Below are 14,003 nucleotides of genomic sequence, written 5' to 3' on the forward strand. Positions count from 1 at the left end.
TGCTAATATAAGCCGCCAAATTTGTCCGTATGGATTTGTCACCGATGTTAATGTTTTGCGACGGCCACGCCATTGCCGCAATCTTGCTGAGGGGAGGGTACCATGATGAACAAGCAGGAAGTGACGGCGCTGTTCGCCCATTTGGAACACGGTGATGGTGCGAAATTTTTCGAGCAGGTCGCGGACGATGTTGACTGGACGGTCGAGGGGACGCATCCCCTTGCGGGTCACTACAAATCAAAACAAGACTTTCTGGCCGGGACGTTTACCAAACTCGGCAAGGTCCTACCCAGAGGCACAGAGCTCACCGTGGAGAACGTGCTGATGGACGGCGATTGGGCTATTGTCGAGCTGCGCTCAATGGCCAGGGCGCAGAATGGCATGCGGTTCGACAACCGCTACTGTTGGGTTTGCCGCTTCACCGGTAACCGGATCGTGGAAGTGCGAGCATATCTGGACAGTTGGCTGGTTGGCGAACTTTTCCGCCAAAACCCCATCAACTAGCGTTTTGGGTTTTAGGTTCGAGGTGTGTGACCTTATCAAAATTCGTTGGAGGATGTACTTTTCTGAGAAATTGAGGCTTGGCCCGATTTAGAGCAACGGACCAAGCCTCGAAGTTTCGCCGTACCTACTCGCCAGTAATCACGGTGAGACTTCACTGATGACGGATACCAGTTTCCGGGCAACACGTGTAGGTGGATAAAGTTCCGGTGGTTAAAAAAGCCCGAACCACCGATCTTGGAGATCATGTGGGGGACTTGGCACCGTGCATTTGTCGAATGGTTTACTTCACAGGTGAGGCCCGGCGAAGTGCAACCGATGACAGTGGCAGACCGTCGAGCCTCTCTGCGCCTTTTGGGAAAGGAACGGCTACAATGATCCCTTCGGTGCAATTGGTCAATCACGCTCCGACTCGACCGCCGACGAAAACCTGATGTCTTATGATTTCGGTTGATGAGTTGATCGAGACCCGGCGGTGAATTGCATGTCAGCTGAAGAACGACCCGACACCCAAAGCGATAGCCACGCCTACCAAAAACACAACGCCGTAGATGAGAAAGGACCAGTCATTCGTTGGCCCGCCACTATTGTCGTTTAAGTCGTCTCGCATCTACGCTGTCCCCCAATTCCCAAAGCCTTTTGGCTAAGCGACATCATTGCGTTGCGCCTAGTGCACAACACCGACTCCTGGCTGGGCTTTAAAAAAAGAGGCTCGGTACTTATCCGAGCCCCATGCCACTTACCGGGGAAATGTGCACATCTGAAATGTGCAACGATTTCTGCCGGGTAACAATAAATCGCGATGTCGGCAATTCGAGTGATGACCAAAGGCCCGGGCTGGAGCTATTGTCATTCTTGTGGCCTTGGGCAACGAACAGTAAAATCGCTTAGCTCAAAAAAGACGGTGAGATCACATCCCACCGTCAATCTTCGGCCTTGAATATCGGAGCATTAAAGGCCCGCTGACCTGGAAATCAGCGACGTAAACAATACCGGAAAAAACCTGAAGTTGTGGCTCTGTCCGCCGCCGGACAGAGTGGCCAATCACATCCTTGTCAAATCCATCCTAGGCTTTTTGCGTTATCGTATGCCCCCGCCAAGAGAGACGCGGACGGCACGCGTGATGATGCATCAGATGAGCCAGAGGATGGAAAGCTGCAACAAGATGATGCAAAGTACTCCTGATTTCGGAGACCCAACGAGCAGTGGCGCAAAGATTTGCCGATGCAGCCTGACAAGAAGGGGTGATGGAAGGACAATCTGATGAAAAGACGTGAATTCATATCTACGGGCATGCTGGCGATTGCGGTTGCGCTGACCGCGGAAAAGGCAGGCGCGGAGCAGCATTGGTCAATGACTGTTTACAAGAATCCAAACTGCGGATGTTGTACCCTCTGGTCCAAGGCTATGGAAAACGCCGGCTTCAAGGTCGAACGGGTGGATACCGAGGATTTGCCAGCCGTCAAGAAGCGGTTTGGCGTGCCGGCTGCAGTCGAGGGCTGCCATACGGCGGTCGTCGGCAGCTATTTTCTGGACGGGCATGTGCCACTGGAGGCGGTGGCAAAACTGCTTTATGAGCGGCCCGACCTTGCCGGATTGGCGGTGCCAGGCATGCCTGAGGGATCGCTCGGCATGGGGAGCGATCCGAACGCCAGCTACGATGTCTACGCCGTCGCCAAGGGCCCCGAGCAGAAGACATCAGTTTATTACGAGGTCAGACCCCAGAACTAAGCATCGGCGGCGGTGACCGCCACTGTCCGAGGTTTATCGCATCCGACGCCGCACTATGAAAAATAGCCACACCATTACGATCAGAACCATGGCCGCTAATGGATAAACAACACCGCTCGAAAATACATCGGCCTGAAGCGTCGTCATGGATACGCAATCTTAATTCAATGATTTGTCGATCCCTCACAACGCGCCGAAATCGTATCCGTTCCGCTCGAGCGCAAGCCTTTCGGATGATCCGCCCATCAGTGAAGCATCCAGCCAAGCGCCCACGCTATCGCAATGGCAACTAAAAACACTGGACTGTACCAGCGATAGGGCCAGTCATTTTGCCGCTGTTTCTGTTTTTCAGCCATTGGTCAGGATGCGCTGCTGTCACGCTCGCTTGCGATGCGAGTCACCGTCATTTCCTGCTCCGCGGCTTTGGCAGCGATGATCAGATCATCGCGTAGTCCCTGGTCGAAAAGCTTCATCACGGTGCGCGCGAGACGATTTGCATGTTCATGGGTGAGGGAACACCGACCAAGCATTCCAGATGCCTTGACATGGGCGCGATGCATGAGGTCCCATTGTTCGGAGGTATAAGTGTGCTGAGTGATGAGATGAAGCATGATGTTCTCCCCAAATAACTACGGCGGGAGCACGTTCCATCTCTCAAGCGCCAGTGGCCAAAGATGCCGGCGACCCAAGAATTGTCGTCCAGCGGACAGTCAGAGTCAATCCGTTCCCATTTTCCGAGCAAATTCCGCCGCTTGTGTTTTCTCTGTCCGAACTGTTGTCGCGGACAGCGGTTAGCACATTACAAGAATTTCCTTGCAGTTTGTGAGCTCAGGACCGTCCGCCCCGTCTGGGCATCGCTCCAATATGCATTTGGCTGCGTCGTAGGCGTAATCAACGCCGATGGCTTACGCCCTGCAGGACGCCGATCTCCAAAAGCCGTGAACCGTAATAGAGCGTGCTTGTTGAGACTTGTCAGATGTTTCCGAGCGCCGCAGCAAGAGGTCGTGCTCACCCTCTATTGAAAAACCAGCTCCTGGCCTTGCGTAACGGCCGTTCTGTTACCGTAACGTACTTGGCTTCGCGCACGGGTTGAAATTACCTGCTTCCATGTTCCCGTTTTGACAGGAGTGCGGCATGAGCGACAGCAACGAGAGATCCACCGCCACTGACAGTTCGCACACCGTGAACCGCCGCGGACTGCTGCTCGGCGGCACAGCCCTGGCGGCGGCATCAGTTATTGCGTCAGTTGCCTCGGTGAAGACCGCGAAGGCACAGCAGCAACCCGCTGCCCCGGGTGGCAAACCGAACATCCTCGTCATATTCGGCGATGATATCGGCATTTCCAACATCAGTGCTTACTCCCACGGGCTCATGGGCTATTCCACGCCGAACATCGACCGCATCGGCCGCGAAGGCATCATGTTCCTTCACTACTATGGCGAGCAGTCCTGTACCGCGGGACGAGCCGCGTTTCTCACCGGCCAACACGGCATTCGCACCGGGCTGACCAAAGTAGGCTTTCCCGGCGCGCCCATGGGGATGAGCCAGAAGGACCCTTCCATTGGCGGCTTGCTGAAGAATCTTGGTTACGCCACGGGGCAATTTGGCAAGAACCATGTCGGTGACCGCAATGACACGCTGCCGACGGTCAATGGCTTCGATGAATTCTTCGGCAACCTTTACCATCTCAACGCTGAAGAAGAGCCGGAACTGCCGGACTACCCGAAAGATCCGGCCTACCTCGCCAAGTTTGGTCCACGCGGCGTCCTCAAGTGCAAGGCAACGGAGACGGACGACGCCACGGTCGATCCGCGCTTCGGAAAGATCGGCAAACAGACCATCGAGGATACTGGTCCGCTCACCAAGAAGCGTATGGAGACGATCGATGACGAGACATCGGCCGCTGCTATTGACTTCATGAAGCGGCAACAGGCAGCCAGCAAACCCTTCTTCTGCTGGTTCAATTCGACACGCATGCACCTGCGCACGCACGTCAGACCCGAACATCGCGGCCGTTACACTCATGGTGACAGCGAATACGTCGACGGCATGCTTGAGCATGACGACACTATCGGCGGACTTCTCAAGGCGCTGGAGGAGATGGGGATCGCCGACAACACGATCGTCGTCTACACCAGCGATAATGGCCCCCACATGAATACCTGGCCGGACGGGGCCATGACCTGGTTCCGTTCCGAAAAGAATACGAACTGGGAAGGCGCATTCCGCGTCCCATGCCTCGTGCGCTGGCCAGGTGTGATTGCACCGGGAACAATAACCAACGAACTCATGAGCCATAACGACTGGATTCCCACGCTCGCTGCCATTGCCGGGGAGCCGGACATCGTAAACAAGCTGAAATCCGGGTATTCTGCCAACGGCACCGACTACAAGGTGCACCTTGACGGGTACGACCAGTCCGAATTTTTGCGCACAGTTAGTGGCACGGTGGGCGAAAACAACGCGATAAAAAGCGCCCGCGACAAGTTCTTCTATGCCGATGATGACGGCTTGTTGGTGGCCATGCGCAAGGGGGATTACAAGTACGTGTATGCGGAGCAGCGCCTCGCCGGGACGATGGGGGTGTGGGCGGAGCCTTTCACCAAGTTGCGCCTGCAGAAGACCTACAATCTGTTTCAGGATCCGTTCGAGCGGGCTGACATCACGTCCAACACTTTCTGGGACTGGCAAATCAATCATGTAGGACAGGTCTACGGCGCGATGGACGAGGTTTTCGGGTTTGTAGCGACGTTCAAGGAGTTTCCGCCGCGGTCATTCCCGCCAAGCTTTGTGCCTGCGACGATCATGGAAGAAATTATAGACGATCTGAAAGACGCGAGGAGACGTGAGACTGGTTCGGCAAACTGAAACCGGTCTCGCATGCGGGAAAGGTGGGCAGGCCCGGCGAAAGCCGGATGCCGATGGAGATTATCTGGTCGGTGACAAAACTTATCGTCTGCATTTGCCGCCGATCAATTCCATGAGCAAGGTGGAGGCGAATGCCGATGGCTCTACCTTTACTTCGGGCCGGAGCAGCCAGCAGGAAAGGCAGAGGCAAACTGGATCAAGACGAACCCGGGGCAAGGTTTCATGGCAGCCTTGCGCCTTCAGTAGGGCGTTGCCGAGGACCGGCCAGCCATACAAAGTGTGCTTTCTTCAATGAAACGACGATCCATGGGAGCCCGGCCGCCTGCCCAATTCTCGCTTTTCGGTTAATCTAATTCCGCCCAAGTCGGCGCGTGGTCGCTTGCGTTCGCGTGTCCGCGCACATCCCGGTCAACCCCAGCGGACCGCAATCGTTTCGATGCTGCTTTACTCAAGAGAAGGATATCCAGGCGTAGTCCGGCATCTCGTTCCCACGAATTCCGCATGTAGTGCCAGAAAGAATACATTGGCTCATCAGGATGCAATTCGCGCACCGCGTCAATCCATCCCTGCTGCAAAAGCTTTTCGAACGCTGACCGGCTCTCCGGTTGCAATAGAGCATTGTTCAGCCACGAGCGGGTATTATAGATGTCGAAGTCGGTCGGAACGACATTTAGGTCACCAGCGAGCACGGCGGGAACATCCATCTTCCAAAGGTCAGATGCATGGCTGCGCAAGCGTTCGAACCAGGCAAGTTTGTAGTTAAATTTCGGGCCAGGCTGCGGATTTCCATTGGGCAGATAAATCGATGCGATGAGGATTCCATTGATTGCCGCTTCGATGTAGCGGCTTTGGATATCATCGGGATCTCCCGGCAGGCTGTCACGTGTCAAGACGGGCTCTCGTTCCTTGGCAAGGATCGCGACCCCGTTCCATGATTTCTGTCCCTTCCACACCGCCTCGTAGCCAATGGCACTGAGTTGCTTGGATGGAAACATGACGTCGGTACATTTGAGTTCCTGCAGACAGACAACATCGGGTTCTCTTGCTTCGAGCCAGCGAAGTAAATTCGATAGACGTTTGTTGATGTTGTTGATGTTGTACGTTGCGATTTTCACTGACAGTGCTCTTTCCTGGCCAGGCGCGATTGTCCGAGTATGAAGTTCCAGTCGTCATTCAAGGTCAAATGACCGGTTGAATGTTGATGGTATATTTACTGCCATCACCTGGCCCGTGGCCGCAATCATAGTTGCCTTGGAATAGCAGCTGATGAGAGATGCGTTTGGATTTGAGAGTTCCTTCGACAGTGTCTCGCTGGATTGCTGGGCCCGCACAGGTCTAGGTCCTGCGAGCGGCACAAGATACCTGATCAGACCAGTTGCCGTAATGTTGCCTCGCCGTCAGGGCGTAGCACTCAAAGTTACAGTCGTGATCCCGCCAGCAATGTTTATACCCTCTTGGCCCTCCACCGAAATGGGCTGCAGTGAAAACGCCCGCCCTGTACCGCCCACCAGAATGTTTGCGCCTGCCCCGGGTCCGACGGAGGCGTTTGCACCAATTCCGCTATATTTTCCGGCGAGCGCACCCGCCGGCAGACCGCTGGTTGCAGCTATGACGCCCCAGATGAGGTGTCCCGATGCAACCTCGCCGAGCGCCACCCCATATTGGTCGATTGACCCGGTGTAGTTGTCGGCTTTGCCTCCCTTGTCCTGTTTGAAGGTACAGGTTAGCTTCTGCTTCTCGACTACGAACATGCCTATGCCCTTGGACACATCGCACGACAATGTGCCGATCTGAGTAGACTGCGCGTTTGCACTGAAGGGGATTAGCGCAACGGCACAGCCGAGGCATACCTTATGGAGGAAAGTTACCATCGTATCTCCTTCGTTTCTTCTGCGTGTTTCCGGCGATATCGACAGGCTCTTCATAATGGCTGTCAGTGTGAAGTACGTAACAGTTACAGCGGCAGCTATTCTGAATGCAAAATGCGGTTCCGGTATAAGTGCTCGATATGGCCGCGTTCGACGCCGTGTTATGCTGGACGAATAAGCACCGCGGGTGAAACTGAAATGGCGGCGCTGGATTGGATGCGACGCCGACGGTATGGGGCTGCCGGAGCATGTATATGCAAATGGGAAATTTCGGGGTGGAAGGACTATAACGACCTGCGATTTCCGATGGGAAGGGGAGTGGACTCCAATGCGCCGTCGCACGAAATTCCGCATGGCGGTGAGCGGGCTAATTGCACTGTTGATCACGTATTTTTTGATTGCCTATTTCGTGGTTCCCGAGATTTGGATTTTGCGTGACGCCGGACGTGCTGACTTTGGAAAAATGGTCACGACCACCGAGCAGGATATTCCCGGCGATCCAATCAATGTTGGCCTTGTCGGTTCGAAGGAAGAGGTGATCCGGGGGTTCGCGGCCGCAAGTTGGGATCCTGCCGATAAAATTACGCTGCGAACGTCGATCGACATTGGATTGAGTGTCGTGCTCGACCGGCCGGATCTGGATGCGCCCGTAAGCGCCCTCCTGTTCGATGGTAGAAAACAGGATCTTGCTTTCGAAAAACCGGTTGGTAAAAGCGCCGACCGGCGCAACCACGTCCGCTTCTGGCTCACCAAAAAGACCGGTGCTGATGGCCGGCCGCTTTGGCTGGGTTCTGCCAGCTTTGATCGCGGCGTTGGCTTGAGTCACGATACGGGCGAAATTACCCATCATATTGGCCCGAATATTGACGCCGAGCGAGATCTTGTGATCAGTGATCTTCTGAAAGCCGGGCAACTTTCGTCAACTTATGAGATTAGGGGCATTGGAGCTACCAGAACAGGCCGGAATGGAGGCGGTGATCCCTATTTCACAGATGGCGAAGCGCTTGTCGGGGTGCTTCGTCAAGCTGCGGTCCCGTGATGATGAGTGCTTGAAATACCGTCGCGCTCCTTTTTGCGATAGATTTGGATAACACAATGAACGATCTTTCAGCGCCTGAACCTGTTCTGGAAATTGCTGTTGGCACCGTTATATTGATTGTTGTTATTTTCGTACGCGGCGCAGGGATCCGTGCAATCAATCAGCGTTTCAGCAAGTCATGGATCCGTGTGAACAGTACGACCCCGCATTGGCGGCTGAACCTGTTGCTCACCCTGACGATTGCTTCTCTGACGGTATTACATTTCGCCGAAACCCTCATTTGGGCTATCCCTATTTACGTCAGGGGATTCATCCCCTCCCTGCGTGACAGCTACTATTATGTCCTCCAGAGCTATACGACGCTCGGACAAGGCAACATTAACCTTCCTGATCGATGGCGTCTGATTGGACCAATCATAGCAATGTCAGGCTTGTTCACATTCGGTTGGACAGGGAGCGTCCTGGTAAGCATCATGACCGAATTTGGCAAGCTCGACAGAGTTCGGGCCAAGGGACAGAAGGGCCGCACATCTGACAAGACGGACGCCGGGCCATAACCCTCTTTGGTCGCGCGTCCGGTCACGACGATGCTCATGATAGCGGCCTAATCTGGTGATTGGCCGGTACCTTCGCGAATTGCTATCACCCAAGGGCGCGTCTCGCCAAGCAATCAATCCACCAAATACTAGATGTTAACGGCCTCCAATTCGCTCTCTATTTTCCTGCGGCTGCCTCCATGTTTTTCGATTAGCTGAACAGCTCGATTTCTGCTTATGTCGTATTTGGTCATGAGGTATTGAACCTCATAGTCCTCGCTGGACGAGACTTTCGAGCGATCCCGATTGTCCATTTTTGATTTGTCGTCTGACATTTGACCACTCCTCAATTTGCTGGCTAGCGAGCAAAACTGTGTTCAGCGGTTTTCGTTCCATACGGAATGGCGGATTTGCCCATTGAGCGCTCGCGCCGTGAACCGCGTCGGCGATATTACGGGCTTACGACGCCCTAGAGTTCCTCGCCGGGGGGTAGCTGTTACGAAGGTGCATCGGGGATTTCTAGCGTTCTAGCGTCGTTTGTCGTAGGGCTCTTTCGTCCCTGCGACGAGTTTAGCAAGTTCTGAAAATGACCATGGTGTCTCCGCACCGGTATCGTTGGCGATTTGAAGAACCCTTATGGGAAAGCACACAGCATCTCGATTTGCAGACGACATGTTCCCCGCAAACCGATTGTCGCCACGTGCAGTGCTTTCTGCTTTCTCGAACGCGTTGTCCAACTCCTCTTGTGTTACGACGCCCTTTGCAACCAGCAAACGGTTAATGGAAGCGATCGCGAGACAGAGACCTTCAAGTTGCAGATTGGCGGCATGCATGGCTATTCCTCCGGTTGAATTATGCTGCAACGCTCGAAAACGCAGTTCGATCCAATGTAACGGCTGCAACATCAAGTCGTTCAAAATATCTCAACGACGTGGGGAAATTGGACTAATTCCGAAGCGGCCGCTCGTGCTAGGGATAGTGCAATTAACGAACAAAAATGCCGCGAATAGAGCCAAGGCTTCGGCTCAGTCACATCACGGTTCGCTCCGCACAGTTCTTCAATTCGTCGTGCGGGGTTGTCCACGGCTTCCCAGCCCGCCATCTGCAATTTCTCCGAACTTGCAACAAGATCGCTATTCAATCTTTTCAGGCGGTCCCTCTGACCCGCCATTTGTGCCGCAACATTCAATATCCAGCGCGGGCAGGAAAACAAATTGGGATTGCGGCCCAGACCGCGCCGCGCTGCGGCGACTATCTCTGGCACGGATAGTGGAGTCTTATCCGAGACGATGAATGTACCGCCATCGGTCTCGGCGTCATCCAGGCAATGAATAATCGCCCGGCAAAGGGCGCCGCGATCAAGCAGCGATCGTTTGCCTGCCAGTGAGTTCAGCGGCAACGGAAGCGGCAAGGCTGCGAGTTTCAGGAGCGTGGTCATGTTATTCTTCATACCGGCGCCATAGACAAGAACCGGCCGCAAAATGGTGTAATTCCCACGGGACAGTGCTCCAGCAACTTCATGTTCGGCTGCGAGCTTGGCGCGTCCATAGTCATCGGTCGGTTGCGGCGCATCGCTTTCCAGCGCAATACCCTCGTGAGTATTCCCGCACTGCGCACGGATCGTCGAGACGAAGACAAATTTGCCCGACAATGGTTTATAGGATGCCCTCGCCAGTTTGGCCGCCAATACACAATTTACGGAATGATAGGTGTCAGCGGAAACGGCAAACTGTGGATTGTGGATGGCTGCCAGGTGCACAACATGGTTGACCTGTTCGATAATTGGCCGAAAGGCGTCCAGGGCCTCATCCGGCGAAGGAAGACGAACCGATTTCATACCCTTGCGGGCAAATCTTTCCGGATGTCGGGTGGCGACAATCACTTGATATCCGCTGGCCTTCAGATAGGTGACCAGTTCCGCACCGATGAAACCCGAAGCCCCCGTCACAAGTACAACACTCGCTAACGGACCCTGCGCCATACGGGTACGCCGGACGGCCGGTGCTTCAGGGTGGTTGAGACGAGGTCTCAGACATCTTTCTATCAGGCCCTTCCAATGATCTGGCCGCCATCAATCTAGAAAATGCCGCTCTCCCCCGGGGGCGAAAAATTCCAATGCGCGTTCGGCCCTAATCCTGAGAAAGGTCCGGCAACTGCGACAGTGGATCAGCGTATTGAGCGCCACATTTTGCGTAAGAGCAAGGTCTATCTGCCAGTATCACGGCCAAGGCCGAAACATCTGCATCAACGTGCATCCCGATTCTCGCCTACACCTTTATCCCTTTTCCTTTAGTAGGTTTGTTCCTGCCGATCGAATATGCGCCTTTCGATCGTTTCAACACTTCGGACAAGGTCTCCGGTCCGTGCTTGGTCTTCGGGACATGTTTATGGATCGCATCGACGATGTGGTCCGGTGCAGTTGGCATTCGCCGGACATAGTGCTGTGAAGTTCCTCCCATGGCAAATCCTCCTTCCTAAAACGCCAATATTATAGAACGCTGTCCTGGCATGAAAGTTGCTCGCAAGGACTAGTTCTTTGTCTCGCGTCTGGATTACTTGTCTTTGGAACTACCTGCCTCACTTGGCTCGCCACAACTCTAACGGCCAAGGAAACATGCCGATCCGGTCATTCCGTTCTTACGCAATTGACGGATGGAACAATTTGCTTCCTTGCGGCTTACGCGGAAGTGACCAACGATCATTCATGGCAAGAGGAAAGCAAGATGGACAGCGGCATTACCATCAGACCATATGTGCATCCTGTGACGGTTCGTTTTCACGACGTCGTCATTGCGTCCACCGACCATGCTTTGGAGTTGCTTGAGCCAAACCATGGCCCAGTGCTCTATATCCCGTTTGATGACATCTATCTCGTCCACTTTGAGAAGACTGATACCAGGACCCAATGTCCTTGGAAGGGCACTGCATCCTATTGGCGTGTCAGAGGGCAGGGCGAAGCATCGGAGGATGCGATGTGGGCTTATGAAGATCCAAATCCCGGCGTCGCGGCGATCCAAGGCTACGGTGCGTTCGATCCTCAAAAGGTAACGTTCGAGTAAGCGCCGAGACTCAGATAACCATTCTGTATAATGAGGCGGGTGAAGGGGCGCCTGCGACAGCAATACCATTCAAAGCCGATGGTCGAACCTGATACTGCAGCACTTAGCGCCACATCGCCCGCATTTTTGCTCCGACGTCGATGCGCGCGTCTCGCCCATCCAGGCGTTCAGAGCGATCTCCGTTTAGAACTGGCCAAGGTCTACTTTCAAAATATTGCAACAACGTAGCAGGGATGAATCGCGTTCGCGATGCGTAGACGTGGCGATCCCCTTGGACACTTTGCCCATGAGTAAAAAACCGCTGCGGGAGGACAAGGTGCAGGCTATCTCTGGCGCGTGTCATCGCAACGTACAACAACCGGCGCTCTTCCTCGATTTCCACGCTCGTACCGGCACCGAGATCGGAGGGAATGCACCCATCCACCGCATTGAGGACAAACACCGATTTCCATTCCTGACCCTTCGCGGAATGGATCGTCGACAGGATCAGGTAATCCTCATCAAGCAGCGGTACACCGGACTGATCGCTGGTTGCATCAGGCGGGTCGAGGGTCAATTCTGTCAGAAACCGCTCGCGCGACGGATAGCCGGCCGCGATCTGTTCGAGTTGAAGCAGGTCAGCTTTCCGAACCTCGGCATCCTCATGAATGCGGTCGAGATGCGGTTCGTACCAGATTCGAACCAGTTCGATTTGGGCCGGCCAGATGGCGTTACGGCCGTTCAACGCCTTGAGGACGTCAACCAATGCGGTCCAATCGTTTCCAGCGCGGGGAGGCGAAGAGATGTCGGCAAGTGCCCCCAGCGGATCGGGCTGTTCGGCCATAGCATCAAGGACACGCTGCGCTGAAGACGGGCCAACGCCAGGAATGAGTTGCATCAGACGGAACCCTGCCACTCGGTCACGCGGGTTTTGCGCAAATCGCAATACGGCGAGGATGTCCTTCACATGAGCACTGTCGAGGAACTTGAGGCCGCCGAACTTCACGAAAGGAATGTTGCGACGTGTGAGTTCCACTTCCAAGGAGCCGCTGTGGTGCGAGGTTCTGAACAGTACGGCCTGCTGCTTTAGGAGCGTTCCTGACTCGCGATTTTCCAGCACTTGCTCGACAATGTATCGGGCCTGATCGGTTTCATCTTTGACTGTTACCAGACGGGGCCGCTCGGAAGACTCTCGTTCGGTCCAAAGATTCTTGGTGAAACGCTCGCGCGCCAAGTCAATGACGCCATTTGCGGCCGCGAGTATGGGCTGTGTCGACCGATAATTGCGATCAAGGGTAATGATGTCTGCGGGCGGGCTGAATGCAACGGGAAAGTCAAGGATATTGCGCACCGTCGCCGCGCGGAAGGAATAGATCGATTGAGCGTCATCCCCAACGACGGTTAAACCCCTTCCGCCCGGCTTCAATGCCAGCAATATCGAGGACTGCAGCCTGTTGGTATCCTGATACTCGTCGACCAGCACATGATCCCATCTTCCACCAATGTCACCGGCCAGAAGTGGATCGTTCACTGTCTGGGCCCAGTAAAGAAGCAGGTCGTCATAATCGAGGACATTCTGGCTTTGCTTGGCCTCGACGTAGGAGCCAAACAACTCTCTCAGCTGCTTCTCCCAGGCGCTAACCCACGGAAAGGACGTCCGCAGCAGTTCATCAAGTGGAAATTCCGAATTGACTGCCCGCGAATAGATGGAAAGGCAGGTTCCTTTGGTCGGAAAGCGGCTTTCCATCTTTGAAAAACCGAGCTCGTGGCGAACAAGATTCATCAGGTCAGCACTGTCTTCCCGGTCGTGGATGGTGAATTCCGGATTGAGCCCGATCTGCTCGGCGTAGTCGCGGAGCAAACGTGCGCCGATCCCGTGGAACGTACCTGCCCACGCTAGCGCGTCGGTCATGATCGCAGCATCCGCTCCTAGAACCTGAGCGCAAATCCGCTCAACTCGCCGTGCCATTTCGCCTGCTGCGCGGCGCGAGAACGTCATCAGCAGAATACGGCGCGGATCGGCCCCTTTGACGATCAGATGGGCAACACGATGCGCGAGCGTGTTGGTTTTGCCGGATCCTGCACCTGCGATGACAAGGAGCGGGCCGCCAATCGTTGATGGCAGAAGGTGAGTTCCATACTCGACAGCCAGTCGCTGCTCAACGTTTAGTTTTTCCAAGTAAGCAGCGTTCATGATTCCCCTTCGCGCGAACCGATCAGGTTTCATTGTCCTGGCTGAGTCGCGCGCGTAGAGTAACGCATTGTAGCGCGTGAACAAATAGGGAACTCAACGGTGAAAGATAATAAGCCGCTCCACAGAAGCAACCGGATGACAAGTCTGAGTTTGCGAGGCGCGGATTTATGCCCGTCGCTCACGCCGCTCTTCCGGATCGGATTCGGACAGATTTCATTCAGATCGCCG

General features: G+C 54.7%; 13 protein-coding genes and 2 pseudogenes. 7 read left to right on the forward strand and 8 right to left on the reverse strand.

What is annotated here, in order from left to right:
* Positions 1–102 precede the first annotated feature (102 nt).
* Positions 103–504 carry a nuclear transport factor 2 family protein gene (locus N8E89_RS14795; RefSeq protein WP_245448822.1) on the forward strand — a complete coding sequence of 134 codons (402 nt, stop codon included), beginning with the start codon at positions 103–105 and terminating at the stop codon, positions 502–504.
* A gap of 1,260 nt (positions 505–1,764) precedes the next feature.
* Positions 1,765–2,232, forward strand: coding sequence for a DUF411 domain-containing protein (locus N8E89_RS14800; protein WP_112759917.1), 468 nt, complete (start codon positions 1,765–1,767; stop codon positions 2,230–2,232).
* Between the two features lie 359 nt (positions 2,233–2,591).
* Here N8E89_RS14800 and N8E89_RS14805 read toward each other — a convergent pair whose 3' ends face one another.
* Positions 2,592–2,843: a hypothetical protein gene (locus N8E89_RS14805; RefSeq protein WP_106665012.1), complete on the reverse strand. Its 252-nt coding sequence runs from the start codon at positions 2,841–2,843 to the stop codon at positions 2,592–2,594.
* Positions 2,844–3,366: 523 nt separating this feature from the next.
* Here N8E89_RS14805 and N8E89_RS14810 point away from each other — a divergent pair.
* Both N8E89_RS14810 and N8E89_RS29360 read left to right on the forward strand, forming a co-directional pair.
* Positions 3,367–5,100, forward strand: coding sequence for an arylsulfatase (locus N8E89_RS14810; protein ID WP_262260360.1), 1,734 nt, complete (start codon positions 3,367–3,369; stop codon positions 5,098–5,100).
* A gap of 189 nt (positions 5,101–5,289) precedes the next feature.
* A pseudogene (locus N8E89_RS29360) lies at positions 5,290–5,346 on the forward strand (hypothetical protein); the annotation flags it as partial.
* Between the two features lie 98 nt (positions 5,347–5,444).
* Here N8E89_RS29360 and xth read toward each other — a convergent pair.
* The 3 genes and pseudogenes from xth to N8E89_RS14825 form a co-directional block, all read right to left on the reverse strand.
* Entirely contained in the window at positions 5,445–6,215 is a 771-nt protein-coding gene (xth, locus tag N8E89_RS14815) for an exodeoxyribonuclease III (RefSeq protein WP_112759915.1), read from the reverse strand.
* A 67-nt stretch (positions 6,216–6,282) separates the two neighbouring features.
* Positions 6,283–6,470, reverse strand: a pseudogene (locus N8E89_RS14820) (transporter); the annotation flags it as partial.
* Positions 6,471–6,497: 27 nt separating this feature from the next.
* Positions 6,498–6,971 (reverse strand): DUF992 domain-containing protein, encoded by a 474-nt coding sequence (locus N8E89_RS14825; protein WP_262260363.1) that lies wholly within the window; start codon positions 6,969–6,971, stop codon positions 6,498–6,500.
* 325 nt (positions 6,972–7,296) lie between these two features.
* Between N8E89_RS14825 and N8E89_RS14830 the strand changes: the two genes are divergently transcribed.
* Both N8E89_RS14830 and N8E89_RS14835 read left to right on the forward strand, forming a co-directional pair.
* Positions 7,297–8,007, forward strand: a complete 711-nt coding sequence (locus N8E89_RS14830; RefSeq protein WP_106665016.1) for an LssY C-terminal domain-containing protein — start codon at positions 7,297–7,299, stop codon at positions 8,005–8,007.
* A 56-nt stretch (positions 8,008–8,063) separates the two neighbouring features.
* Positions 8,064–8,564, forward strand: coding sequence for an ion channel (locus tag N8E89_RS14835; RefSeq protein WP_262260365.1), 501 nt, complete (start codon positions 8,064–8,066; stop codon positions 8,562–8,564).
* A 128-nt stretch (positions 8,565–8,692) separates the two neighbouring features.
* Here N8E89_RS14835 and N8E89_RS29365 read toward each other — a convergent pair whose 3' ends face one another.
* The 3 genes from N8E89_RS29365 to N8E89_RS14845 all read right to left on the reverse strand — a co-directional run bounded on the left by N8E89_RS29365 (position 8,693) and on the right by N8E89_RS14845 (position 10,524).
* Positions 8,693–8,878, reverse strand: coding sequence for a DUF3606 domain-containing protein (locus N8E89_RS29365; RefSeq protein WP_106665018.1), 186 nt, complete (start codon positions 8,876–8,878; stop codon positions 8,693–8,695).
* A 192-nt stretch (positions 8,879–9,070) separates the two neighbouring features.
* The gene (locus N8E89_RS14840) at positions 9,071–9,376 is read right to left on the reverse strand and encodes a hypothetical protein (RefSeq protein WP_106665019.1); all 306 of its coding nucleotides are present in this window, start codon (positions 9,374–9,376) and stop codon (positions 9,071–9,073) included.
* A gap of 80 nt (positions 9,377–9,456) precedes the next feature.
* Positions 9,457–10,524 (reverse strand): NAD-dependent epimerase/dehydratase family protein, encoded by a 1,068-nt coding sequence (locus N8E89_RS14845; RefSeq protein ID WP_262260367.1) that lies wholly within the window; start codon positions 10,522–10,524, stop codon positions 9,457–9,459.
* Positions 10,525–11,266: 742 nt separating this feature from the next.
* Here N8E89_RS14845 and N8E89_RS14850 point away from each other — a divergent pair.
* A complete protein-coding gene (locus N8E89_RS14850) occupies positions 11,267–11,602 on the forward strand; it encodes a DUF427 domain-containing protein (RefSeq protein WP_112759968.1) in 336 nt (111 codons plus the stop codon).
* A gap of 103 nt (positions 11,603–11,705) precedes the next feature.
* On the opposite strand, the gene N8E89_RS14855 is transcribed toward N8E89_RS14850, so the two are convergent.
* On the reverse strand, positions 11,706–13,775 hold the full coding sequence (locus N8E89_RS14855) for an ATP-dependent helicase (RefSeq protein ID WP_262260370.1): 2,070 nt from the start codon (positions 13,773–13,775) through the stop codon (positions 11,706–11,708).
* Between the last annotated feature and the right edge of the window lie 228 nt (positions 13,776–14,003).

Source organism: Phyllobacterium sp. A18/5-2, from assembly GCF_025452215.1.
Classification (GTDB): domain Bacteria; phylum Pseudomonadota; class Alphaproteobacteria; order Rhizobiales; family Rhizobiaceae; genus Phyllobacterium; species Phyllobacterium sophorae.